General features: G+C 60.5%; 17 protein-coding genes and 1 pseudogene. 12 read left to right on the plus strand and 6 right to left on the minus strand.

Features of this window, described 5'->3' with window-relative positions; all coding sequences use genetic code 11:
- Positions 1 to 311 precede the first annotated feature (311 nt).
- The 4 genes from WBR25_RS14705 (at position 312) to bamJ (ending at position 4025) form a co-directional block, all read left to right on the plus strand.
- Entirely contained in the window at positions 312 to 578 is a 267-nt protein-coding gene (locus WBR25_RS14705; RefSeq protein ID WP_021230505.1) for a hypothetical protein, read from the plus strand.
- Positions 578 to 1924 carry an APC family permease gene (locus tag WBR25_RS14710; RefSeq protein WP_021230506.1) on the plus strand — a complete coding sequence of 449 codons (1347 nt, stop codon included), beginning with the start codon at positions 578 to 580 and terminating at the stop codon, positions 1922 to 1924. The genes WBR25_RS14705 and WBR25_RS14710 overlap by 1 nt, the downstream gene beginning before the upstream one ends.
- A gap of 307 nt (positions 1925 to 2231) precedes the next feature.
- Positions 2232 to 3380, plus strand: coding sequence for a Na/Pi cotransporter family protein (locus tag WBR25_RS14715; protein WP_479748443.1), 1149 nt, complete (start codon positions 2232 to 2234; stop codon positions 3378 to 3380).
- Positions 3381 to 3554: 174 nt separating this feature from the next.
- Positions 3555 to 4025: a BamJ family beta-barrel-assembly machinery protein gene (bamJ, locus tag WBR25_RS14720; protein WP_005338245.1), complete on the plus strand. Its 471-nt coding sequence runs from the start codon at positions 3555 to 3557 to the stop codon at positions 4023 to 4025.
- Between the two features lie 65 nt (positions 4026 to 4090).
- Here bamJ and ggt read toward each other — a convergent pair.
- Both ggt and rdgC read right to left on the minus strand, forming a co-directional pair.
- A pseudogene (gene ggt, locus WBR25_RS14725) lies at positions 4091 to 5870 on the minus strand (gamma-glutamyltransferase).
- Positions 5871 to 6061: 191 nt separating this feature from the next.
- Positions 6062 to 6973, minus strand: a complete 912-nt coding sequence (rdgC, locus tag WBR25_RS14730) for a recombination-associated protein RdgC (RefSeq protein WP_005347467.1) — start codon at positions 6971 to 6973, stop codon at positions 6062 to 6064.
- Positions 6974 to 7150: 177 nt separating this feature from the next.
- Between rdgC and WBR25_RS14735 the strand changes: the two genes are divergently transcribed.
- The 3 genes from WBR25_RS14735 (at position 7151) to WBR25_RS14745 (ending at position 12658) form a co-directional block, all read left to right on the plus strand.
- A complete protein-coding gene (locus WBR25_RS14735) occupies positions 7151 to 7579 on the plus strand; it encodes a GNAT family N-acetyltransferase (protein ID WP_005338252.1) in 429 nt (142 codons plus the stop codon).
- Between the two features lie 103 nt (positions 7580 to 7682).
- On the plus strand, positions 7683 to 8909 hold the full coding sequence (locus tag WBR25_RS14740) for an exonuclease SbcCD subunit D C-terminal domain-containing protein (RefSeq protein WP_479748446.1): 1227 nt from the start codon (positions 7683 to 7685) through the stop codon (positions 8907 to 8909).
- Positions 8906 to 12658, plus strand: a complete 3753-nt coding sequence (locus WBR25_RS14745) for an AAA family ATPase (protein WP_479748448.1) — start codon at positions 8906 to 8908, stop codon at positions 12656 to 12658. The genes WBR25_RS14740 and WBR25_RS14745 overlap by 4 nt, the downstream gene beginning before the upstream one ends.
- Before the next feature lie 72 nt (positions 12659 to 12730).
- Here WBR25_RS14745 and WBR25_RS14750 read toward each other — a convergent pair whose 3' ends face one another.
- Together WBR25_RS14750 and WBR25_RS14755 are read right to left on the minus strand one after the other, a co-directional pair.
- The gene (locus WBR25_RS14750; RefSeq protein WP_479748449.1) at positions 12731 to 13495 is read right to left on the minus strand and encodes a DODA-type extradiol aromatic ring-opening family dioxygenase; all 765 of its coding nucleotides are present in this window, start codon (positions 13493 to 13495) and stop codon (positions 12731 to 12733) included.
- 167 nt (positions 13496 to 13662) lie between these two features.
- Positions 13663 to 13905 (minus strand): hypothetical protein, encoded by a 243-nt coding sequence (locus WBR25_RS14755; protein ID WP_100646456.1) that lies wholly within the window; start codon positions 13903 to 13905, stop codon positions 13663 to 13665.
- Positions 13906 to 14213: 308 nt separating this feature from the next.
- Here WBR25_RS14755 and pykF point away from each other — a divergent pair, with 308 nt between their 5' ends.
- From pykF to WBR25_RS14780, 5 genes are all read left to right on the plus strand, one after another.
- Positions 14214 to 15626 (plus strand): pyruvate kinase PykF, encoded by a 1413-nt coding sequence (pykF, locus tag WBR25_RS14760; protein ID WP_031227651.1) that lies wholly within the window; start codon positions 14214 to 14216, stop codon positions 15624 to 15626.
- Positions 15627 to 15776: 150 nt separating this feature from the next.
- Positions 15777 to 19106 carry a mechanosensitive channel MscK gene (gene mscK, locus WBR25_RS14765; protein WP_058057772.1) on the plus strand — a complete coding sequence of 1110 codons (3330 nt, stop codon included), beginning with the start codon at positions 15777 to 15779 and terminating at the stop codon, positions 19104 to 19106.
- 408 nt (positions 19107 to 19514) lie between these two features.
- A complete protein-coding gene (locus WBR25_RS14770; RefSeq protein ID WP_139443283.1) occupies positions 19515 to 19919 on the plus strand; it encodes a hypothetical protein in 405 nt (134 codons plus the stop codon).
- A 54-nt stretch (positions 19920 to 19973) separates the two neighbouring features.
- Positions 19974 to 22004, plus strand: a complete 2031-nt coding sequence (locus WBR25_RS14775) for a M13 family metallopeptidase (protein ID WP_479748451.1) — start codon at positions 19974 to 19976, stop codon at positions 22002 to 22004.
- A gap of 338 nt (positions 22005 to 22342) precedes the next feature.
- Positions 22343 to 23275, plus strand: a complete 933-nt coding sequence (locus WBR25_RS14780) for a GGDEF domain-containing protein (RefSeq protein ID WP_064336990.1) — start codon at positions 22343 to 22345, stop codon at positions 23273 to 23275.
- 98 nt (positions 23276 to 23373) lie between these two features.
- Here WBR25_RS14780 and crr read toward each other — a convergent pair whose 3' ends face one another.
- Positions 23374 to 23883, minus strand: coding sequence for a PTS glucose transporter subunit IIA (gene crr, locus WBR25_RS14785; protein WP_005338264.1), 510 nt, complete (start codon positions 23881 to 23883; stop codon positions 23374 to 23376).
- Positions 23884 to 23925: 42 nt separating this feature from the next.
- Entirely contained in the window at positions 23926 to 25653 is a 1728-nt protein-coding gene (gene ptsI / locus WBR25_RS14790; protein WP_019446785.1) for a phosphoenolpyruvate-protein phosphotransferase PtsI, read from the minus strand.
- Positions 25654 to 25695: the final 42 nt, after the last annotated feature.

The raw sequence follows: 25695 nt of genomic DNA on the forward strand, positions 1-25695 counted from the left end.
TCCACTTCACCCCCTTCCATCCCCCGCCAGCCGATAAGATCGCTGGACTCGAGCCCGGGGGAGCGCCGGCAAATATGATCAGGATCAATGTTGAGGCGCTATGCACCCTGCAGCCCCGATTTGCCGATTTTTCATACGCCATGACAGGGTTCTCTTCCCCCCCGAAAAAGGGGGAGCGGCTCGGGGACGGCTGCAGGGGGCGAGTGACCACTTACCCGCCCCGTGCGTATGCAAAAAAATGCGTTAATCCGCCCTTTTTTGCTTGTCAAGGGGGCTGACCGAATGCACAATACGCCGCCAATAAAGGACCGATGTTCACTGCGACATCGGTTTTTGTATTTTTGAAGTGCAGTACAAACCCACCACAAGAGGCCGGAACGTTTCCGGAAGTGATATTCGAGATTGCCAAACAATCTCCCGACGTTGAGAGGATAACAATGGGGCGTTTTAATGCTTTCCTGCCGGTACAGCCCGGTATGCGCCTCCCCGGCGCCCTTGATGTACAGGCTTGCGAATCCATCGTATCCCTGCGCTCGTTGCAAGCACGTGCTGCGGCACTGATTGAGGAGAAAGCGTAATGGCATCGCAAAACGCCAAGCTGCTCAAGACCCTTACCCTGACACAAGTGATTGTGATGGGTCTGGCCTATCTGACCCCCATGGCTGTCTTCGACACCTTCGCCATCGTCGGTGACATCACCGACGGCCGGGTCGCCACCGCCTATCTGCTGGCTCTGGGTGGCATCCTGCTCACCGCTTTCAGCTACGGACATCTGGTACGCAAGTTCCCCTCTGCGGGCTCTGCCTATACCTATGCCCAGAAGGTGTTCAACCCCTACGTCGGTTTCATGGTCGGCTGGTCATCCCTGCTCGACTACATGTTCATGCCGATGATCAACATTCTGCTGGCCAAGATCTACCTGACCGCCATGTTCCCGGGCGTCGAGCCCTGGGTGTTCATCTTCGGTCTGGTGACCGTGATGACCTTCCTGAACCTGCGCGGCATCAATCTGGTCGCCAACTTCAACGGTCTGATCGTGGTGATCCAGCTGGCCATCATCACCCTCTTTATCGGCCTGATGGCGTGGGGCATCTACCACGGTGAAGGGGCTGGCACCCTGATGAGCAGCCGTCCGTTCCACTTCGAGTCAGCACAGCTGGTACCGCTCTTTACCGGTGCGACCATCCTCTGCTTCTCGTTCCTGGGCTTTGACGGTCTGAGTTCCCTCTCCGAAGAGACTCCGAACGCTGGCAAGGTGATCCCCAAGGCGATCGTGCTGACTGCCCTTATCGGCGGCATCATCTTCGTGGTGGTCTCTTACTGCCTGCAGCTCTACTTCCCGAGCCTAGCCCGCTTCCAGCATCCGGATGCGGTACTGCCGGAGATCGCCCTCTACGTTGGCGGCACCTTCTTCCAGTCCGTGGTGCTGGTCTGCACCACGGTCGCGGTACTGGCCTCCGGCATGGCGGCTCACGCCGGTGTGTCGCGCATCCTCTACGTGATGGGGCGTGACCGGATGATCCCGGAGCGGGTGTTTGGCTACATCCACCCGAAATACCGCACTCCGGCCATCAACGTGCTGATGGTGGGCGGTCTGGCCCTCTCCGCCGTGTCGTTTGATCTGGATACCGCGCTGGCGCTGGTCAACTTCGGCGCACTGGTGGCGTTCAGCTTCGTCAACCTGTCGGTGATCGGTCAGTTCTGGGTACGCGAGAAGCGCAACAAGACCCTCAAGGATCACGTCATCTACCTGTTGATGCCGCTGCTCGGCGCCGCCACCATCGGTGCTCTGTGGATCAACCTGGAGCAGAGCTCGCTGGAGCTGGGCCTGATCTGGGCTGGTCTCGGCGCAACCTATCTGTTCCTGCGTCTGGCGGTGTTCCGCATCCCGTTCCGTCAGTACGAAGAAGCAGCTGACGCCTGATCCTTTGCGGATAACGGATAGACAGAAGGGGAGCCATGGCTCCCCTTCTTGCTATTTGACGGGCTGAATATGGGGTTCGACTATTGCCACTCTCCCGCACTTGCTTGGTCGGCAAGGAACAGACAGGGTGGATGGCGCCACCAGCCATATTTCTCGCCATCCCCATCATCTATTGACGAGCAAACCACCAAAGCAAGTCATAAAACCATCATAAAAGTGTCACCTTGTCATATTTCTGTCATTAACCACTGATTAAATGCGCGGGTCATCAACAACCCAAGACGGAACGACCGTCTCAAGAGGCTTTATGCAACACCATCACTCCTTGTCACAGCCGCCCGCGACCCGCGCCCTGTTCAACTGGATGAGTGTCATCGTACTGGTCTACCTGATCCTGGTTGCCGTGGGCGCCATCTCCCACGGCTTCAAAGATTTCTCCGGCGGCGCCGAGGGCGCAGCCCAGATCTTCGCCTTTGCCAACAACCCCTTTGTCGCCCTGCTGCTGGGTATTCTCGCTACCGCGCTGGTGCAATCCTCCAGCACCGTCACCTCGGTGATCGTTGGTCTGGTGGCTGGCGGCCTGCCCATCAGCATGGCCATCCCCATGGTGATGGGTGCCAACCTCGGCACCACCATCACCAACACCATCGTCTCCATGGGCCATGTGCGGGATCGCGCCGAGTTCCGCCGCGCCTTCGCCGCCGCCACCGTGCACGACTTTTTCAACCTGCTGGCGGTGTTCATCTTCCTGCCGCTGGAACTGATGTTCGGTCTGCTGCAACACAGCGCCGAGTGGCTGGCCAACCTGCTGGTAGGCTCCGCCAACATGTCGATGAAGGGCATGGATTTCATGAAGCCGCTGACCGCACCGGCCCAGCAGCTGATTGACAGCGCCGTTGCCTTCCTGCCGGGCAAGGGTGCCGCCATCGCGACCATCATCATCGGTATCCTGCTGATCCTCGCTTGCGTCACTTATCTGGGCAAAGTGCTGCAACAGGTACTGGTTGGCCGCGCCAAAGAGGTGCTGCACAAGGCGCTGGGCCGTGGCCCGCTGACCGGCATCACCTCCGGTGCGCTGGTGACCATCATGGTGCAGTCCTCCTCCACCACCACCAGCCTGATGATCCCGCTGGCCGGCGGCGGTGTGTTCAGCACCCGTCAGCTCTACCCCTTCACCCTGGGGGCCAATATCGGGACCACCATCACCGCCCTGCTGGCAGCCACCGCCATCAGCGGAGCCGGTGCCCAGCTGGCCCTGACCATCGCACTGGTCCACGTGCTGTTCAACCTCTTTGCCGTGGTCATCATCTATGGCATTCCCTTCCTGCGTGACCTGCCGGTGCGCGCAGCCGAGGGGCTGGCCCTGGTCGGCAGCGAGAACAAGCTGCTGGCTCTGGGTTATGTGACGGGTCTCTTCTTCGCCCTGCCCGCCCTGATGATGGTGGCCGCCAAGTAAGCGCCGCCGTCATGACAAGGGGCGAGTCACCGACTCGCCCCTTTTTGCGTCCAGCTCGCCGGGCTTTGCCTGCCCGCTCACATCCTCCCACCCTGTGGCTCGCCATCAGGGGCGGTGCGCGATAAGATGGCGCCCTCATTGCACTTTTTACATTTCATGGAACAGGAAAAACCGATGAAATTCATACTGATCGCGCTGCTCATCGCCGGTGTGGCCTACTACTTCTACTCCAGCAGCAACAACAAGAAGCTGGCGGCCGACAACGTGCGGATTGGCGCCGAGTTCCTCGCCAGCAACAAGGACAAACCGCTGGTGACTACCACCGCCTCCGGCCTGCAGTACGAAGTGCTGACCCCGGGCACCGGCACCGTTCACCCCACCGCCACCAGCAAGGTGAAGGTGCATTACGAGGGCAAGCTGCTGGACGGCACCGTCTTTGACAGCTCGGTCGCCCGTGGCGAGCCCATCGAGTTTGGCCTCAATCAGGTGATTGCAGGCTGGACCGAAGGGGTGCAGCTGATGGTGGAAGGTGAGAAGACCCGTTTCTACATCCCTGCCAACCTCGCCTACGGCGACCGTGCCGCTGGCAAAATCCCGCCGGGATCAGTCCTGATCTTCGACGTGGAGCTGCTGGGTATCCAGTAACTCGCTCTGCCATACACCATCAGCAACAAGGCCAGCATTATGCTGGCCTTGTTGCTATGGGAACCTCACTCCCCCTTGGCGATCCCTTCCCGGCGCGGATCCGCTGCGCCAAACCAGCCACCGCCATTGCGCTCAACCCCTTGCAGGCCGGAGGTCTGCTCATTCAGTACCACCTCATGTCCCCTCGCCTTCAATCCCTCGACCACCGACATGGGGGTGCGCCCCGCTTCCAGCTCGGTGGGGCCGTTGCGGCTGCCAAAGTTGGGCAGGTTGATGGCCTGTTGCAGGTTCAGACCCCAATCCTGGGTGCCGAGCAGGGTCTTGCCCACGTAGTTGATGATGGCGGAGCCCCCCGGCGAGCCCAGCGTCATGGTCAGCTCGCCACTTGGTTTGTCAAACACCAGCAGGGGTGACATGGAGGAGCGGGGCCGCTTGCCCGGCTCCACCCGGTTTGCCACCGGCAGACCGGCAGCATCTACCGAGGTGAAGGAAAAATCGGTGAGCTGGTTGTTGAGCAGGTAGCCGTTGACCATCTGACGCGATCCGAAACCATCCTCGATGGAGCTGGTCATGGAGATGGCCATCCCCGCCTTGTCGACGATCGAGACATGGCTGGTCGAGGAGTTCCGGAGTCGCATCCTTGCCGCGTGCCAGCGCCAGTGGCGGCGTGCCGGGCTTGGCAATCCCCATGGAGTGCTGACCGACAAGCTTGCCGCGCTCGGCCAGATAGCCCTTGTCCAGCAGCCCCTGCACCGGCACGCTGACAAAATCGCTGTCGGCGACGTACTGGTTGCGATCGGCGAAGGCGAGACGCGCCGCTTCACTGTAGAGATGGATAGCCTCGCTGGAGGCAGCCAGCCCCCCCTCCTTCGTGGTGATCGGCTTGAGGGCTGCCATATCGCGGCTCTCCAGCATGCCGAAGATCTGGCCTAGCGCCAGAGTACCGGACGAGGGAGTGGGAAAGCCGCAGATCTTGCTCTGGCGATAGTCAAAGCAGAGGCCATCCCGCAGTTTGGCCTGATAGCTGGCCAGATCGGTGGCTGCCAGTACCCCGGGATTGGTGGGATGCTGGCGTACCTTGGCCACCATGGCATCTGCCAGCGACCCCCGATAGAAGGCATCCGCCCCCTCTGTGGCCAGAGTGCGCAGCACCCTGGCCAACGCCGGGTTGGTCAGCCGGGTGCCCGCCGTTTTGGGGCTGCCATTCGCCTGATAGAAGTAGGCACGCGCCTCCGGATCCCGTGCCAGATAGGGATCCTTGGCCAGCAATGTGGCTAGCCGTGGACTTATCACAAATCCTTGTTCTGCCAGCGTGATGGCGGGCTGGAACAGCACAGCCCAGGGCAGCTTGCCATAACGCTGATGGGCCAGTGCCAGAGCGCGCAGGGTGCCGGGAACGCCGACCGAGCGGCCCCCGACCACCCCGTCATAAAACGCCAGCGGCTTGCCATCATGCATAAACAGCTGGTCGGTGGCGGCAGCCGGCGCCGTCTCGCGGCCATCCACTGCACTCACCTTGCGGCCATCCCACACCAGTAGCAGCGTCCCGCCACCGATCCCGGAGGATTGCGGCTCCACCAGTGTCAACACCAGCTGCACCGCAATGGCGGCATCGACGGCACTGCCACCGGCCTTGATGATCTGGTAGCCCGCATCCACCGCCAGCGGGTTGGCGGCCGCAACCATGAAGTCATGGCTCTGCCAGCCCTGTTTGTCGGTCCAGCCACTGGCCGCCTCCGGCGCAATCAGGGTCTGGGCTGGCGGGGTGTAGTGAAAGCCGTTGTCACTGGCACAACCGGCCAGCAGGGCAAGGGCGACAGCCAGCCCCAGAGGTTTGCGCAACATGACACTCTCCTTGTCTGTTTTATGACCATGAAGGGGGACTATGTCACGATTGGCGCTGACAGCTCAAGTTATTGAACAAGATCAATATCTTACTCATCTATCAATAATGGCTATACGTAACAGACATAAAAAAACCGCCCGAAGGCGGTTTTTACGATGGGATGGCAGAGGCCAAACAGGCGCAAGTCCGGTTAGATGGACTGCTCTTCGCCACCCAGGGCGGCAAACAGCGCCGGGATAAACTGGGACAGCTCGGCGGTGACCAGCGCGAAGTCCGCATCCAGACGGGCGGCCGGATCTTCGCTGGTGACGTCGTCGTTCTGCTCGCGCAGCTCTTCGCTGAATTTCAGACGCTTGATGGAGAGATCATCCCCCAGCACGAAGCTGACAGTCTCGCCCCAGTTGAGGGCCAGCTTGGTCACCAGCTTGTCGTTTGCCAGATGGTTCTTGATTTCATCCGTCATCAGATCCTGCTGCTTGCAGCGGATGATGCCGCCGTGCTCCATAGCACTGCGCAGCTCGGCTTCATCTTCCAGCGTGAAGGAGGCGGGCAGGTTGCCCTCGTTCAACCACTCGGTCATGGTGATCTCCGGCGGGTTCTTGAGAGCCACCGGCACCACCGGCAGGGAGCCGATGGATTTGCGCAGCAGCGCCAGCAGATCGTCTGCCTTCTTGGCAGAACCTGCGTCCACCACCATCAAATTGTCGGCCGGATTGATCCAGGCGAAGGTCTGGCTGGTACGACTGAAGGCACGGGGCAGCAGGGTGTGGAGGATCTCCTCTTTCAACGCCTCCTTCTCTTTCTTCTTGAGGGCGCGTCCCTGTTCGAACTCGATCGCTTCTACCTTCTCGGCCAGCATCTCCTTGACCACGGTACCTGGCAGCATCTTCTCCTCTTTGCGGGCGCAAATGAGGATGTGGCCGGAGGCAGAGTGGGTCAGGGTTGAGCCGAATTTGCCAAGGGGCTTGACCCACCCGAAACGGGAGATGTCCTGACTGCCGCAAGGGGTGAAGGCACAGGCTTCCAGCTGGGTTTCCAGCTGATCCACGGTCAGGTCAAAGGGGCGGGTAAAGCGATAAATCTGCAGGTTTTTAAACCACATGGCGTCCTCGGTCTCTAGATTGTCCGGCGGGCATTGTACTAGAGAGGCGCTTTGTGATCAGCCAATCATTCTCGCTAAATAAAGGGCGATCGACCTCACAGGGTCTCATTTATGTCACCAGTTTGTTCATCAAGTTCTCCTAGACTGCGAAAGTAAATTGTTAATAAGGATGAAGGTATGTTGCGGCCCAGTCGCCCGGAAGACATGGAAGAGATCGTCGAAATCTGGTTGCTGGCCTCCCTGCAGGCCCACGATTTCGTCGATGCCTCCTGCTGGTGGCAGGCCCAGGAGGATCTGCGTACCCGCTATCTCGATCGCGCCGCCATCTGGGTGTTCGAGGAGCGCGGCGACCTGCTCGGATTTATGGCGCTGGTGGACAACTATCTCGCCGCCCTGTTCGTGCGCCCCGACCGTCAGGGACGCGGCGTCGGCCATGCCCTGCTGCAGGAGGCCAAGCGTCAGGGGGCGTCGCTCCACGCCCGGGTCTTTGTCGAGAATGATCAGGCGGTGCGTTTCTATCGCCGCCACGGCTTCGTCATTGAGGCCGAGGAGTCCGACCCCCTCACCGGCCACCCCCAATACCGGATGTGCTGCGAACCCGCCTGAATCGATGCAAGCCCCCTGTTTTACTTGAAAAAAGCACGGGGCATCCTCATCTTGTCTTCATCGGGTGCCACAGGCACCGTCCCTGCAACCGGGCTGCTTTCCAATGAAAATCCTCCATACCGCCGACTGGCACCTTGGCCATCAACTCCATGGTCATGACCGCCGTTTTGAACACGATGCCTTTCTCGACTGGCTGAGCGACACCCTCAAGGCGCGCGAGATCGACGCCCTGTTGGTAGCGGGCGATCTGTTTGATACCGCCAATCCCCCCGCCAGCGCCTGGCAGCAACTCTACCGTTTTCTGGCGCGGCTGCGCGCCGAGATGCCCCGCCTCAACATGGTGCTGATCGGCGGCAACCACGACTCCCCCTCCAAGCTCGATGCCCCCCACGAGCTGCTGCGCGCCTTTGATCTGCATCTGGTGGGCAGCATCAGCCGCGACAGTGGGGGCAAGCTCGAAACCGACCGCCTTCTGGTCCCGCTGCAAGACCGGGAGGGCAACATTGCCGCCTGGTGCGCCGCCGTGCCGTTTCTGCGCAGCAGCGATCTGCGGGTGGAGCAGTTGGCAGAAGGGCAGGACAGACTGATCGAAGGGGTACGCCAAATCTACGCCGAGGTACTGGCCGAAGGGCGCGCCCGCTGCGGGGAGGAGCTGCCGCTCATCGCCATGGGCCACGCCTATCTGGCGGCGGGCCAGCTCTCCGAGCTGTCGGAGCGGCGGGTACTTGGCGGCAACCAGCACGCCCTGCCTGCCGATCTCTTTGTCAGTGCCGACTACACGGCGCTCGGCCACCTCCATCTGGCCCAGAGCCCGGCCGAGGGGGTGCACTACAGCGGTTCGCCACTACCGCTCTCGCTTGCCGAAGCCAACTACAACCATCAGGTACTGGAAGTGACCTTGGCGAGGGGGAAACTGGCCGGGCTGGAGCGGATCCCGGTGCCCCGCGCGGTGGAGATGATCCGCCTGCCCCAGAGCACCCTCGACGACGCACTCAAAGCCATCGCATCGCTCGAGCTACCTGATTGTCCACAAGAGGCACAACCTTTCCTCGAAGTGCGGCTGCTGCTGCCCAAGCCCGAGGCCCGCATCCGCGAACGGATTCTCGCCGCCATCGCAGACAAACCGGTGCGTCTGGCCCGCATCAGCACCCAGTATCAGGGCTCGGGAGAAGGACTGGCCGATGGTCGCGAGCGGCGCAGGCTCGATGAACTATCCCCCACCGAGGTGTTTCGCCTCTGCTATCAGCGCCAGTTTGAAGGGGAGCCCGAGGCTGGGCTGGTTGCCTCGTTTGAAGAGATCCTGGAGCAGGTGAAGGAGTCAAACCAATGAAAATCTTGTCTCTGTCAGGTGAGAATCTGGCCAGTCTGACCGGCCCCTTCACCATCGACTTTACCAGGGGGGCGCTCGGCGCCGCCGGTCTGTTTGCCATCACCGGCAATACCGGCGCGGGCAAGAGCACCCTGCTCGACGCCATTTGTCTGGCCCTCTACGACGAGATGCCGCGCTTTATCGCCAATCGCAAGAACGTAGCCGAAGTGGGCCGCATGGATGATGAGGAGAAACTCAAGGCCAACGACGTGCGCGGCATCCTCAGTCGCGGCCACGCCAGCGGTTTTGCCGAGGTGCAGTTTCGTGGCTGCGATGGTCGCATCTGGCTGGCCCGCTGGGCGGTGCGCCGGGCGCGAAACCGCTCGGAGGGGCGTTTTCAGGCGCAGGAACGAACCCTGACCGATGTGGAGTCAGGGCAGGTTTTCTCCGGCAGCAAGCGGGAGCTGCAGGATCGCATCGACGAGCTGGTGGGTCTCTCCTGGGAGCAGTTCCGCCGCGCGGTGATCCTGCCGCAGGGGGAATTTGCCGCCTTCCTCAAATCGGATGCCAACGAGCGATCCGCTCTGCTCGAACGGATGACCGGCACCGAGCTCTACTCCGCCATCTCCATCCAGACCTATGAACGGGCGCGGGAAGAACAGCAGAAGCTGGCCACCATCGCCCAGCGCCTCGGCGACGTGGCGCTGATGGACGAAGCCACCCGCGAACAGTGGGTAAGTCAGCAGGTAAGCCTCTCCACCACCCTCAAACACGAGCAGCAACAGCAGCAGCTGATGCAGGACTTGCGTGACCTCAACATCCGCATTGCCGCACAGCTGCAGGGCTGCGCCGAGGGACAGGCGGCGCTCGATGCCGCCCTGCAGGCCCACGGCGGCGCGGCCCCCGAGCGCGATGAGTTTGCCCGTGCCGAACAGGCCCAGGTGGCCCGAGCCGATCACGACGAGCTGGCCCGCCTCACTCTGGAAGTGCAGCAGCAGGAGAAGGTGATCGCAGAGCTTGGGCCGGAGCTAGCCAAGCTCGAGGAGCAGACCCAGCAGAGCGCGCTGACCGAGCAGCAGTTGCTGGCAGAGAAGATCGCCGCCGAGCGGGAATGGGGCGCCCTGCAACCCGAACTCAAGCGGGCGCAGGAGCTCGATACCCGCATCAGGGAGAAAATGCAGCAGTTGCAGAAGATCCAGCAGGAGGGGGCGCAGGAGCGAGAAGTGCAGCTCACCCTCGAGCAAGGCTGGCGCGAGCAGAGCCGACAGGTGGAACTGCTCAAGCAGCAGCACCAGCAGTGGGGACTTTGGCTCGAAGAGCACAAGGAGCTGGCACCGGTTGCCCGCCAGTGGCAGCCCCTGCTCACCGCCATGCAGGATTGGGCCGAGGATGCCGACAAGCTGCAGCAACTACTCACCCTGCGCGATCACAAGCTGCGCGCCCTGCAACAGTTGCAGCGCCAACTGGAGCAAGGTCAGCAGGAGCGCAACTACTGGCAACATGAACAAGACCGGCTGCAACAGCAACAGAACGAGCTGCAGGAGCAGCAGTGGGAGAGTCGCCTCACCAAGGCGCAGGAGCAGTGGCAGCAGCAGACTGAACAACTGGGTCAGCTGCGCCAGCTGCTGGAGCTGGCCGATTATGGCCGCAACCACGGCGAGCAGCATGGCCGCTTGCAGCAGGAGATTGCCCAGCTGGAGCAGGCCCTTGGCAAGCTCGCCACCCTTGGCGAAGAGCTGGCCCCCGCCCGCGAGCGGCTCGCCCTGCAGCGGGATGAGGCGCGCCATGCGTTGGAGCAGTCCCGCGCCATCGCCAGCTTCGAGCAGTATCGCCATATCCTGAGCGATGGCGAACCTTGCCCGCTGTGCGGTTCCGAGGAGCACCCCTACAGCCAGAGCCAGCCAAAGGTGGCCGGCATTCTTGGTCAACTGGCGGAACGGACCCGCAGTCTGGAGCTGGAGTGGGAGCGGCTCAACCATCAGTACATTCAGTGCGAGAGCGAGCGTCAGGAGCTGGCCCGCCAGCTGGCGGTGCGTCAGCAACATCTGCCTGAGCTGGAAACCCGCGCCGAGCAGCTGACCCAGCGCTGGCAACAGCTGGGGGGCGATACCCTGCTCGGCCATCCGCTGCCGCTGCGCCAAAGCCCCATTGAGTGGAACGAGCTGATGAGCACATTGCTTGGCCGTGGCCAGGCGCTGGAGCAAGGGTTGGCCCAGAGCCAGCAGCAGCTGCGTCAGGCCCAGCTTGGCCAACAACAGCTGCAAGGGGTGCGTCAACAACTGAGCCAACTGGCTGCCCAGCACCAGCAGTTTGACCAGCAGTGGCAAGAGGCCGACCGCCAGCGCATCGCACTGGAAGGGGAAGTGAAGGGGATGGGCGAGCAGGAGGCGACCCTGCGCCAGCGTCTGGAACAGGGCGCCCACCGCCTCGACGAACAGATGGGCGGCCAACCGTGGCGCCAGTGGCTCGGCAGCCAGCAGTGGCACGAGTGGCAGCGAGCCTGCGAGTCCTGGCTGCACGGCCAGAGCGAGTGGGAGCGACTGGCCAGCGAGATCGCCAGCCTCACCCCGACACTAAGTGCGCAGGAGGCACGCCTGCAGACCCAGCGCGAGCTGCTGCACAAACTCGAGCGGGACTACAAGGAGCACGAACAGCAGCGTCAGGGGCTGCTCACCAGCCGCGCCGCCTGTCTCGGTGGCGAGGAGATCCCGCTGGTCGAGAGCCGCTGGCAACAGCGGCTGCAACAACTCGCCAGCGAACTGGAGCTGATGCAAAGCGGCGCCCGCGCTCTGCGGGAGCGGCAGACCGAACTCAAGACCCGCCTCACTCATGTGGAGCAGGAAAAGCAGACCAGCAGCCGCCGCAAGCGGGAGGTGCTGGGGCGCTGGGCTGCCCACGCCAGTACCCTCGGCATCGCCGAATACGACCTGCGCCGTCTGCTCGCCATCAGCCCCGATGAACTCAAGGCTCGCCGCTCTGCCCTACAGGGGCTGGAAGATGCCCTTGGTGAGGCGCGTACCCGTCTTGCCGAGCGGCAACGGGCGCTGGCGCTGGAGGAAAGCAAACGGGATCGCTATCGGGAACATCACCCCGAGCTGACCGCCCTGCCGGATGTAGATCTGAGCGCTCAGCTGGCGGCACTCGATGCCCGTTGTCGCGCCCTTGAAGAGCAGCTGTTCGAGTGCAAGAGCAAGCTGGCACAGGCCGAAGCCGCAGCGCTCAAGGCAGGTAGCCTGCAACAGGAGCTGGCCGCCCAGCAGGCGGTGGCCGACCACTGGCAGCAGCTGTGCGATCTGATCGGGCAAGCCAACGGCGCCAAGTTCCGCACCTTCGCCCAGAGCCTCACCCTCGAGCGCCTGTTGCTGGAGGCCAACGCCCAGCTCGCCGAGCTGTCACCGCGCTACCGGCTGGAGCGGGTACCCGGCACCGATCTGGCGCTACAAGTGGTAGATCTCGACATGGGGGACGAGGTGCGTTCGGTGGACTCCCTCTCCGGTGGCGAGAGTTTTCTGGTGTCGCTGGCGCTGGCGCTGGCCCTCTCCAGCCTCTCGTCACGGCAGACCCAGGTCGAGTCGCTGTTTATCGACGAGGGGTTTGGCACCCTCGATCCGGACAGTCTGGATCTGGCGCTAGCCAGCCTCGACTCCCTGCAGGCCGCCGGTCGCCAGATCGGGGTCATCTCCCACGTCCAGACGCTGGTGGAGCGGATCGGCGTGCAGATCAGGGTCGAAGCCCTCGGCGGCGGCGAGAGCCGGGTGCTGGTCCCCTGAGAGCCTTCGGCTCACCCCCCACACCGTAAACAACAAGACCCCGCCAATTGGCGGGGTCTTGTTGAGAGGGTATCAGCCGAAGCGGTAGGCGCCCATATAGAGGCTGCCGCCATCCCAGCTCTCGTGCAGCCGGGTGGGCGCCACACCATCGGCCGACCCCAACGCCACAAAGAGTGGGCGCAGGTGGTCATCGTGGGGATGGGACTCCACCGCGCCGGGAGCCTGCTGGCGATAGTCGAGCAGCGCCAGACGATCCTCGTCGGCCATCTTCTGCTCCAGCCAGTCGACAAACTGGCTGGCCCACTCCGGCACTGGCGAGCCTTCCGGTGCCAGCGCCCGCAGGTTGTGGGTGATTGCGCCGGAGGCGAGGATACCAATCCCCTGACTGCGCAGCGCCCCCAACACCTCTCCCAGTTGCCACAACTGGGCCGGGGTGAAGCTCGCGGGAATGGAGATCTGCACCAGCGGGATCTCGCTGTTTGGGTCGATCAGGGATAGGGGCGACCAGACCCCGTGATCCAGCTCGCGCCGCACCGGGGTGGCGGTCAGTCCGGCCTGTGCCAGCTGGTCGCTCACCCCTTGTTGCAGCCACTCGGGGCTGCTGGCAGGCCAGCGCATCCGGTAGAGGGGCTCGGGAAAGCCGTAAAAGTCATACATCAGCGCCGGTTTGGGCTCGACGTTGATCTGCAACTCGCGGCTGAACCAGTGGGCGGAGATGACCACCAGCCCCTTGAGCTCACCCAGACGCAGGGTTCGCAGAAAGCGGGTGGCGGGTTGCTCACGCAGCACCAGATCCGGTGCGCCGTGAGAGATAAACCAGACAGGGGCGAGGGACATAAAGCGGACTCCAACAAAGTATCAGGGGGCGATACCGGAGGGGATATCGCTGTTGGAATCGATTATCCCCCTGCCATGAAAGGTGGACAATCCAGCAAGATAGATAAGAACTATCAACTAATGGTTGATAATTTCACGCTTTCACGACCGGTAAGCAGCAATAAATATCAAGGCTGAGGAGCATCCGGCAGCGGTCGGGCTGCACGAAGCGCCATCCGGGTCGCTGCACTGTGATCCTGCCACTCTCGCCACGCCAATCCCTCGGCGGCCGCCTCCCCTTTCACTGGGAGGGAGAAAATCGCCAGCAGTCGCGCATTATCAGGCCAGTAGCGGGCTGGCAGCGTCTGAACCAGCAGCAGGGCGGCGCCCAGCAAGAGCAGAGCCCATCCGGTTTCATGGCTGTTTTTCATCCCGACCTCCTTCACCCGTGCGCCAATGAACTAACATTTTTGCGCAAGCCGGTGACAAGACGGTGACAGCGGACGGGTGGTCATTTTACAACATCTGAACCTCAACCCGGCCAAACAACCACAGATGGCAACATTTGTATCCCTTCAGCCCGAACCTGTGGCCGTATGCTCTAAAATGTGACTCACAGGAAAACGTTATCCCTGAAAAGAAAACGTTATCTGGTCAAAACGTTGTTTCTGGATCATAAAAAGATTCCAAAAACTGGTGTATATTGCTCGGCGGAAATTCCTTAACCATGAAGATTGACATGAAAAAGACCAAAATTGTCTGCACCATCGGTCCGAAGACCGAATCCAAAGAAATGCTGGCCAAAATGCTGGACGCCGGCATGAACGTCATGCGCCTGAACTTCTCCCACGGTGACTACGCCGAGCACGGCAGCCGCATCAGCAACCTGCGCGCTGTAATGGCCGAGACCGGCAAGCACGCAGCTATCCTGCTGGACACCAAGGGTCCGGAAATCCGTACCATGAAGCTGGAAGGCGGCAACGACGTCGCGCTGGTCGCTGGCCAGACTTTCACCTTCACCACCGACCAGACCGTGGTTGGCAACAAAGACAAAGTGGCGGTGACCTATGCAGGTTTCGCCAACGATCTGCGCGTCGGCAACCGCATCCTGGTTGATGACGGCCTGATCGGTCTGGACGTTATCGAAATCACCGAGCGCGAAGTTATCTGTAAAGTGCTGAACAACGGTGACCTGGGCGAGAACAAAGGCGTTAACCTGCCGGGCGTCTCCATCAAGCTGCCGGCCCTGGCCGAGAAAGACAAGCGCGACCTGATCTTCGGTTGCGAGCAAGGCGTTGATTTCGTTGCTGCTTCTTTCATCCGTAAGAAAGAAGACGTTCTGGAAATCCGTGAGCACCTGAAAGCCCACGGTGGCGAGAACATCCAGATCATCTCCAAGATCGAAAACCAGGAAGGTCTGGACAACTTCGACGAGATCCTGGCTGTTTCCGACGGCATCATGGTTGCTCGTGGCGACATGGGTGTAGAGATCCCGGTTGAAGAAGTTATCTTCGCCCAGAAGATGATCATCGCCAAGTGCAACAAAGCCCGCAAAGTGGTTATCACTGCCACCCAGATGCTGGACTCCATGATCAAGAACCCGCGTCCGACCCGCGCCGAAGCTGGTGACGTGGCCAACGCCATCCTGGACGGTACCGACGCAGTGATGCTGTCCGGTGAATCCGCCAAGGGTAAGTACCCGCTGGAAGCCGTGACCATCATGGCCACCATCTGCGAGCGTACCGATGCCGTGATGCCGTCCAACCTGTCTGCTGCCAACGACAGCAACAAGCTGCGCATCACCGAAGCCGTATGTAAAGGCGCCGTAGAGACCTCCGAGAAGCTGGACGCCCCGCTGATCGTGGTTGCTACCGAAGGCGGCAAGTCTGCCAAGGCCATTCGCAAGTACTTCCCGAAAGCCTGGATCCTGGCTATCACCACCAACAAGAAAACTGCTGCCCAGCTGGTTCTGACCAAGGGTGTGGTTGCTCACGTGGTTGACAGCATCGCCTCTACCGACGATTTCTATCGCATCGGTAAAGAAGCCGCGCTGGAAATCGGCATGGGTCTGAAAGGTGACGTGGTTGTGATGGTCTCCGGTGCTCTGGTACCGAGCGGCACAACCAACACCGCTTCTGTTCACGTTCTTTAATCAGAGCTGAACGAGTTGAAAACGGCGCCTGCGGGCGCCGTTTTTTTTGTCCCTCCCCCCTGCTTACCTGACAAGCCCGGTGTTAGAATCCACGCGAATTTAATCTATGCGGGAAATCTCCCGAATATCGCGTAATAACCCGGAAGTTATATGCCCTCAATACGTTTTAAAAGAGTCTCGGCTACCTTGTTGCCGCTGCTCTGTCTCCTCGCCAGCCTCTGCGTGCCGCAAGCCATGGCGCAAGATGTCCCCTCTCGCAACGCAGTTCAGCGAGCGCTGGATGGTCTGGGTAAATCAGAAACCCTGACCGTCAGTCAGCAAGCGGATCAGAAGTTGCTGACCGAAACCCTCGCCCTGCTCGACAGCATCGACAAGGAAGAGGCAAAGGCCAAGACCCAGGCCCAGCGGATCCGCAACCTGCCCACCGAGCTCAGAGAGATCAGCGCCAAGCTCGATGCCCTGACCAAGGGCAAGAGTGCCGAGCAGATCAAGAGCGAATACGCCAGCATGAGTCTGGCAGAGCTCGACAGCCGCCAGCCGGAAGTGCTGGCCAACATGCAGGCGGCCCAGGAGGCCCTCGGCGCCATCGGCAGCCAGCTCACCAGCTTGCAGACCCTGCCGGAGCGGGCACAGGCCAGCATGAGCCGCGCCTACCAGCGCAGTCAGGAGATCCGTACCCGCCTCAACGCCGGTGAAAGCGTCTCCAGCGCCGAGAAGATGAAGCTCGGTGCCGAGCTGGCACTGCTCGACCTGCAACTGGCCCACCTGCAAAAGGAGCTGGATAACCGTACCAGCATGCAGGATCTGGCGATCAAGCAGCGCGACTACCAGAGTGCCCGTCTCGCCAGCGAAGAGCAGAAACTGCAGCTGTTGCAGGATCAGAGCAGCGCCAAGCGCCTCGGCGACACCGAAAAAACCGCCGAGCAGACCGGTGAACTGGTGGCGACCGAAGACAGCCCGCTGGTGCAAAAAGAGCAGGAGCTCAATCACCAGCTCAGCCAGCAGCTCATCGGTGCCACCACCAGCCTCAACTCGCTGGTACAGAAAAACCTGCAAGCCAAGAGCTGGCTGGAGCGCGGCATCCAGACCGAGCGCAACCTCAATGAACAGGTGCAGATGCTCAAGGGCAATCTGCTGCTGTCACGCATCCTCTATCAGCTCTACCAGCAGCTGGAAGCGGCGCCCACCATCGCCGTCAAAAACCTGGAAGAGCAGATCGCCGACCTGCATCTGGCCCAGTTTGAACTGAGCCAGCAGCGTGACCAGCTGTTCCAGAAGAACCTCTATCTGGACAATCTGATCGCCGGCAGCAAGGATCCGGTCAGCGAGGAGGACAAGGAGAGCCTTGCCAAGCTGCTCGACACCCGCATCAATCTGCTCGATCAGCTCAACCGCCAACTCGACAGCCAGCTCACCAACGCCATCAGCCTGCAGCTGACCCAGCAGCAGCTGGCTCGGGTCTATGCCTCTATCGAGTTTACCCTGCAGCAACACATCTTCTGGGTAAGCAGCAACAAGCCCATCGACAGCAAGTGGTTTATCAGCTGGCCCGCCCAGGCCTACAAACAGGCCTCCGACTGGGTATTGAAACCGGACTGGAAACGCTGGCGCGAAGAGCTGCTGGGGATCTCCCTGCTCGCCTTCCCGCTGCTGCTGATCGGCGGCCTGCTGGTCTGGAAACGTCCGGCGCTGGTTGAGCGCGAGAAGAAGATCACCAAGGACCTTGGCCGTTTCCGTCAGGACAGCCAGTGGCACACCCCGCGCGCCCTGCTCTATACCGTGCTGCAACGCCTGCCGGGCAGCATGTTCATTCTGGCTGGCGGTCTGCTGCTCACCTACTGCGGTCTGCTCAGTCCCAAGCTGATGTTCCAGATCACCCTGAACCTCGCCCTCGGTTATCTGGTGTTCAGCGTCTATCTGGCGGTGATGCGCCCGGGCGGCATCGCCGAAACCCACTTCCGGATCCCGAAAGCGGAGCTGCAGGCCAAGCGCAACAGCATGCGCTACATCTGGTTGCCACTGCTGCCGCTCATCATGCTCGCAACCAAGGCGGTGGTTGAACCCTCCACCCTGGGCAACGACGTGATCGGCCAGGCCATGACCCTGACCCTGCTGGGGCTGGCCGCCTATCTGGTGTTCCCCATCTCCCGCGCCCGCATCAAGGGCGAGGCGAGCATGCAGAAGTCGCTGATCGCCATCGCTCTGGCGCTGGCGCCGGTGGCGCTGATCGTGCTGGCGGTGCTCGGTTACTACTACACCGCGCTGAAGCTGACCGGTCGCCTGATCGAATCCTTCTACCTCATCATCATCTGGAGCCTGGTCTACCGCACAGCCCTGCGTGGTCTGGAGCTGGCGGCCCGTCGTCTGGCCTACCGCCGTGCGGTGGCCAAGCGTGAGCACAAATCTTCGGAAGATGCGGAAGGTGGCGAGTCCATCGAAGAGCAGCCCATGGATCTGGAGGATGTCAGCCAGCAGTCCCTGCGTCTGACCCGTACCGTGCTGATGCTGATCTTCGGCGTCGCCTTCTACTGGCTCTGGTCCGATCTGGTCGCGGTCTTCTCCTACCTCGACAGCATGGTGCTGTGGCACCGCAGTGAAGGCACCGGCGCCAACGCCGTGCTGTTCCCCATCAGCCTGAGTGATGTGCTGATCGGCTTCCTGCTGCTCGGCGGTGCCTGGTCACTGGCGCGCAACCTGCCGGGCTTGCTGGAGGTGCTGGTGCTCTCCAAGCTCAACCTGGCTCAGGGGACCGCCTACGCCATCACCACCATGCTCAACTACGTGCTGATCGGCTTTGGCTCCCTGACCGCTCTCTCCATGATGGGCGTGCAGTGGGACAAGCTGCAGTGGGTCGCGGGTGGTCTGTCAGTCGGTATCGGTTTCGGCATGAAGGAGATCCTCTCCAACTTCGTCTCCGGCATCATCATCCTGTTCGAGCGTCCGGTGCGGATCGGTGACACCGTCACCATCGGCTCCTTCTCCGGTACCGTCTCGCGGATCCGCATTCGCGCCACCACCCTGACCGACTTCGACCGCAAAGAGGTGATCATCCCCAACCAGCAACTGATGACAGAACGGCTCATCAACTGGTCGCTGAGTGACACCGTCACCCGGGTGATCGTACGGGTGGGCGTGGCGTACGGCTCAGATCTTGAACTGACCCGCACCCTGCTCAAGCAAGCGGCCGACGAAAACAGCCGGGTGCTGAAAGACCCGGCTCCCATCGTCTACTTCCTCACCTTTGGCGCCAGCACCCTGGATCACGAGCTGCGCTTCTTCGTGAGCGAACTGGGTGATCGCAACCCGGCGGTGGACGAGTTGAACCGCAAGATCGACCAGCTGTTCCGCGAGAACGGCATCGAGATCGCCTTCAACCAGATGGATGTCTACATCAAGAACATGCAGGGCGAAGAGCAGAAGGTGGAGTCCAACTCCGCCGCCCTGCCGCCGCCCGCAGAAGATGGCAAACAGCCAGCCTGATAGCGAACTGCATGAATCTGATGGCAACAGCCGCTCACCCAGGTGAGCGGCTTTTTTATGCCCTGTTTATGAAGATAGAGACGGCTATCCACCGCCAGCATGGCTGGCCGCCGCATAACAGACAGCCATCACCCTTGATAAAATATAAAGAGAAATAAAAGTATAAAAACAAACATTTGCCCCACACCACTACTTACCGCATGGATGAAACCTGCGCCCTTCTCCCCTCACCGAGCCCCCCATACCGCGCTCGCCCCGGCTCCCGGACTTTTATAAGTTTTTTTAATTTTATTTGAGTGTCCTCTTCATCCTGACCATTGCAAAGTGGCGCCATTCCAGCGCCGGGCCCTGTGACCACCGTCCGGCTGACACCGACTTGCTCATTTGATAATTGAAAGGATCCGAGAGATGAAACACTCCTTGATGGTAATGGGGTTGGCCGCCTGTCTGGCATTGAGCGGCTGCCAGAATATGGATACCAAGAAAGTCCTGATAGGTGCAGCTGCGCTGGGTGCCATCGGCGCCGCTGGCTATTACGCCGGGAAAAAGCACAGCGATAACAAACACGAGCATGATGGCCAGCATGACGATAGCAATGACCAGCATATGGCCACCAGCAAGATGCCCCGTTACTGCTCGGGGGAAGCAGCCAGCAAATTCCATGTCTCCCCGCGCGATATCACCACCGAGTCGGCAGAAGAGAGTGGCCACAGATACAAGGTCTATGGCCAGTACGAGACCGATGATGATGCGGTCGACTTTACCTGCACCTTCAATCACGACGGTCGCTTCCTCTCGGTCGTTCGCAGCTGATTGGCCAGCGGGTATAGCCAATTCACTACTGGCAGCCCATACAGGACACACAAGATGAAACAGCAACGCAGCATGATCGCCAGCCTCATTGCGCTGGCCCTGCTCGGCCTCGCGCCATGCGCCGGTGCCGCCAGCGGCCACTCCGGGGTGGATCTGGCCAGCATGGATAACAGCGTGCGCGCGGCGGACGATCTGTTTCGCCACGTCAACGGCAACTGGCTGGCCCAGACCCAAATACCGGATGACATGCCGGGGCAGACCATCGGCAATCTGTTGGCGGACAAGTCGCTGGAGGATCGCAAGGTGTTGCTGGAGGAGCTGCTCAAGCGCCCGCAACAAGCCGGAACTCCTCGCCAGCAGATAGCCGACCTCTACGCCAGCTATCTGGATCAGGTCGGGCGGGATGCCAAAGGGCTGACCCCCATTCAGCCACTGCGCGACGAGATCATGGCCATCCATGATGGCGCCTCGCTGGCCACCTACTTTGCCCGGGTCAGCAAGCTGGGCGGCGGCGCTCCCTTTGGTATCGGGTTCATGGCCGACAAGAAGCAGCCTGACAGCTACGGGATCTACCTGCAGCAATCCGGTCTCGGTCTGCCGGATCGGGACTACTACCTGAAAACAGATGCCGCCAGCAAGGCAGTGTGGGCCAGCTACGAGCAGTTCATTACCGCCCTGCTACACCATGCCGGCGTCGAGGGGGCGAGCGAACAGGCCCATCGCATTCTGGCGCTGGAGACCCGGCTCGCCAGCCTGCAGTGGGACAGAGTCAAGCGGCGGGATGACAACCTCACCTACAACAAACTGCCCATCGCCCGCCTCAGTCAGTTGCTGCCCACCCTGGATTGGCAACGCTACCTGACAGAGGCCGGTATCGCTGGGGAAAGGGAGATCATCGTCAGTGAGCCGGACTATCTGGAGAAGCTGACCGCCGTGATGCAGGAGACCAGCATCGCGCAGTGGCAATCCTACTGCCTGTTCCATCTGCTACGCACTTATGCGCCCTATCTCGACAGCCAGAGCAATGCCCTGCACTTCGCTTTCTACGGTACAACCCTGAGCGGCATCCCCCGGCAGCGGGAGCCCTGGAAGCAGGCCATGGAGGTACTGGACGACTATCTGGGTCAGGCGGTGGGCAAACTCTACGTGGAGCGCTACTTCCCGGCCGAAGCCAAGGCACAGATGGCGACCATGGTACGCAATCTGATCGCTGCCTATCGCCAGGAGATCGGTGGGCTCGACTGGATGTCTGCCCCGACCAAACAGCAGGCGCAGGCGAAACTGGAGAAGGTACGGGTCAAGATCGGCTATCCCGACCAGTGGCAGGATTACAGCGCAATCGAGATCCGTCCCGATGATCTGGTCGGCAATGCCCAGCGCGCGGCCACGGTGCGTTACAACGAGCACCTTGCCCGCCTCCATCAACCGGTGGATCGGGAGAAGTGGTTCGACAATCCGCAGACGGTGAACGCCTACTACAACCCGAACAACAACGAGATCGTCTTCCCGGCAGCCATACTTCAACCGCCCTACTTCGATCTGAAGGCGGATGATGCGGTCAACTATGGCGCCATCGGCGCGGTCATCGGTCACGAGTTGAGCCATGGTTTCGATGATCAGGGGGCCAAATTCGATGGCAACGGTGCCTTGCACAACTGGTGGGCTCAGGCCGATCTCAAGGAGTTCACCGCCAGAGCGCAAAAACTGGCGAAACAGTACGACCGTTTCGAGCCCATCAAGGGGGAGCATGTCAACGGCCAGCTGACCCTTGGCGAGAACATCGGCGATCTCGGCGGCTTGACCATCGCCCACAAGGCGTACCGGCTCGCCCTGGGCAACCGCAAGTCAGCGGTGCTCGATGGCTTCACTGCCGATCAGCGCTTCTTTATCGGCTGGGCGCAGGTGTGGAAAGGGAAGTACCGGCCCGAGCTCGCAGCCGTTCTGCTCAAGACAGATCCCCACTCGCCGCTGGAGTACCGGGTCAACGGCGTCGTCGTCAATATGCCGGCCTTCTATAGCGCCTTTGCCATCAAGCCGGGAGACAAGCTCTATCTGCCACCTTCCGAGCGCGTGAAGATTTGGTGACCACCAGCAGGGGCCCTGGCCCGAAAAGCTCCAGCAGATGGACCACTCCACCTGAGCTGAAGATGACCGACACAGGGAGTGTCTGTTTTACCCTGCCTGGTTTTTCCCGACCCACATGTGCCTGACCATGTGGGTTTTTTTGACCCTTTTGCCCCGCCGCTTCTCCTCAGCCTGCCCAGCTTTCACCCGATACGGCCACGGCACACAACTCTGCCATTTTCTCGCCTTTGCCATTGGCTGAAAAACCGGCGGCGGAACCGCTATAAATCGGTTTACCACCACACTGGTCTGACCTATGGTAAAGCATATAAAAGATGCATCGTGGAGCCGCTTTTCCTATGAATGACCGAGAACTGCAACAGATCCTGTTTCGCTCCTTCGATGTGATCCCGCTGCCTATTCTGGTGTCCGAATCCATTGCCCGTCACGATGGCTGCTCACCCGACATGATCCCGCAGCGCCGCCACCGCTTCCTGAATAAAGCCTTTATCGAGCAGCTGGGCTACAACCTTGACGATCTGCCGGACATGGCCTCCTGGTTTCAGGTCGCCTACCCGGATGAAGGGTATCGCCGCACCATCATCGACTCCTGGCACTCCCAGGTGGAACAGAGCTTGTCGCAAGGGCTGGAGGTTGCCGAAATGCCTGCGCTGATCCGCTGCAAGAGCGGTCAGTCGCGCTGGTTTATCGTCACTGCCCAGCTGGGAGCCGATGCCATCCCGGATGGCCATATCGTCACCTTTCGCGATATCCACGACCTGCAGTGTATGGTGGAAGAGGTGAGCCGCCTCTCCTGCACCGATCCACTCACCGAACTGACCAACCGGCGCGGCGCCCAGCAACAGCTGCAGGCCCTTTGGTTGCAAGGTGAGCCCCTCTCGGTGGTACTGGGAGATATCGACCATTTCAAACAGGTCAATGACCGCTACGGCCACCCTGCGGGCGATGCCGCGCTCTGCGCCGTCGCCCACGCTATGGCGGGCCAGCTGTTGCCGGGGGAGAGTCTGGCCCGTTGGGGCGGAGAGGAGTTCCTGCTGATCCTGCCTGGTTGCGATATTGACCAGGCAGCACGGCGCGCCGAACAGCTGCGCCAGCATGTCAGTTCCACCCGCTTGCCATGGCAGGGGAAGCAGCTATCCCTCACCATCAGTCTGGGGTGTGCCAGCATGAAGGGGCAGGAGGGCATCGACTATCTGCTGATGATGGCAGACCGGGCCCTTTATCAGGCCAAGGATCAGGGCCGTAACCGGGTTGTCATCTCGACGGAATAGAGTGGTAATCAGAACGGAAAGCCGACTCGCGGCCATAAAAAAACCGAAGCACAAGGCTTCGGTTTTTTACTGCGCAACTGGCGTGAGCCAGCTTGGCATTACTTCTTGATACGGATAACCGGGGTCTCGCCCACAGTCACGGCACCAGTCATTTTGATCAGCTCTTTGATCTCGTCCATGTTGGAGATGACAACCGGAGTCAGGGTAGACTTGGCTTTCGCTTCCAGAACGGCCAGATCGAACTCGATGATGGTGTCGCCGCGCTTGACCTGTTGACCTTCCTGAGCGATACGCTTGAAGCCTTCGCCTTTCAGTTCAACGGTGTCGATACCGAAGTGAACGAACAGCTCGATACCGGAGTCGGATTCCAGAGAGAACGCGTGGTTGGTCTCGAAAATCTTGCCGATGGTACCATCGCACGGCGCAACCATCTTGTTGCCAGCCGGCTTGATGGCGATACCGTCACCAACGATCTTCTCGGCGAAGACAACGTCAGGCACATCTTCGATCGGCACGATTTCGCCAGACAGCGGAGCAAAGATTTCGATGCCGCCGGTGTCAGAGCTATCGTCGGAAACCAGTTTCTTCAGTTTATCAAACAGACCCATATAAAGCTCCTAGAGATGATTTGTCGCTGTTTGCAGCCGATCTTAGCAGACTGCTTTCTGCTTAATAAAGTTATCTACGCATGCTTCGATTTCAGCGGCGGTGGCAAAGCTCAGTGCTTGATCAGCCATTGCCTTCACATCTTCGAAGTTGGTGTTGCGGATAAGCTTCTTGATACGCGGTACAGAGATGGCGCTCATGGAGAACTCATCCAGACCCATACCCAGCAGCAGCAGGGTAGCGCGCTCGTCACCAGCCAGTTCACCACACATACCGGTCCACTTGCCTTCGGCGTGGGACGCATCGATAACCATCTTGATCAGGGTCAGGACGGAGGGTGACAGCGGGTTGTACATGGCGGAGATCATCTCGTTACCACGATCGACAGCCAGGGTGTACTGGGTCAGGTCGTTGGTACCGATACTGAAGAAATCCACTTCCTTGGCCAGATGATGAGCCATCACGGCAGCGGCCGGGGTCTCGATCATGATACCCACTTCGATGGATTCATCAAAGGCTTTGCCTTCGGCACGCAGTTCGGCTTTCAGCGTCTCTACGGTAGCTTTCAGGCTACGGAACTCTTCGACAGAGATGATCATCGGGAACATGATGCGCAGTTTGCCGAAGGCAGAGGCGCGCAGAATGGCCCGCAGCTGAGCGTGCATGATGTCTTCGCGGTCGAAGAAAATACGCACGGCACGCCAGCCCAGGAAGGGGTTCATCTCTTTCGGGAAATTCATGTACGGCAGCTCTTTGTCGCCGCCAATGTCCATGGTACGCACGATGATCGGCTGATCCGGCATCGCTTCGGCCACTTCTTTGTAGGCTTTGAACTGCTCTTCTTCGGTCGGCAGCGCGTCACGGTCCATAAACAGGAACTCGGTACGGTACAGACCCACGCCTTCGGCGCCATTGCGAATGGCACCTTCGGTATCCTTGACGGTACCGATGTTGGCGCACACTTCGACCTGGTGACCATCCAGCGTGATGGCAGGCAGATCTTTCAGCTTGGCCAGCTCATCTTTCTCGGCCTGGAACTGAGCCTGGAACTTCTTGGCTTCGGTCAGCTGTTCAGCGGTCGGATTGATGATGATCTGGTTGTTGATCGCATCCAGCACCAGCATGTCACCGTTCTTGACGCGCTCGGTGATGTCGTTGGTGCCTACCACGGCCGGCAGCTCCAGGGAGCGGGCCATGATGGAGGTGTGAGAGGTACGGCCACCGATGTCGGTAACGAAACCCAGCACATATTTCAGGTTGATTTGAGCGGTTTCGGACGGGGTCAGGTCTTTGGCGACCAGGATCACCTCTTCGTCGATGGTGCTCAGGTTGACAACGGCGATGCCCAGTACGTTCTTGACCAGACGGGTGCCGATGTCACGGAAGTCGGTAGCGCGTTCGCGCAGATAAGGGTCATCCAGCTCGGCCATCATCTTGGCGTACTGTTCGATCACCTCATAGATGGCTTTGTCAGCGGAAGCCTTGTTCTCTTTGATGAAGGATTTGATATCCCCTTCCAGCTCCTCATCTTCGAGCAGCATGATGTGGCCTTCGAAGATGGCCTCTTTTTCCTCACCGAAGGTGCGACCGGCCATCTCTTTGATGGCTTCCAGCTGGGTAGCTGACTTGGTACGAGCTTCGAGGAAACGGTTGATCTCGGCATCAATCTGGTCAGCAGAGATTTTGCCCTGATTGATAACGATTTCATCTTCTTTCAGAAGAAGCGCCTTACCGAATGCGATACCGGGGGACGCAAGAATGCCAGATATCATAATCCTTCCTATTAAAACGACTGTGGGGGAGGAATCTAAAGC

The sequence above is a fragment of the Aeromonas sp. MTB genome, from assembly GCF_056632455.1.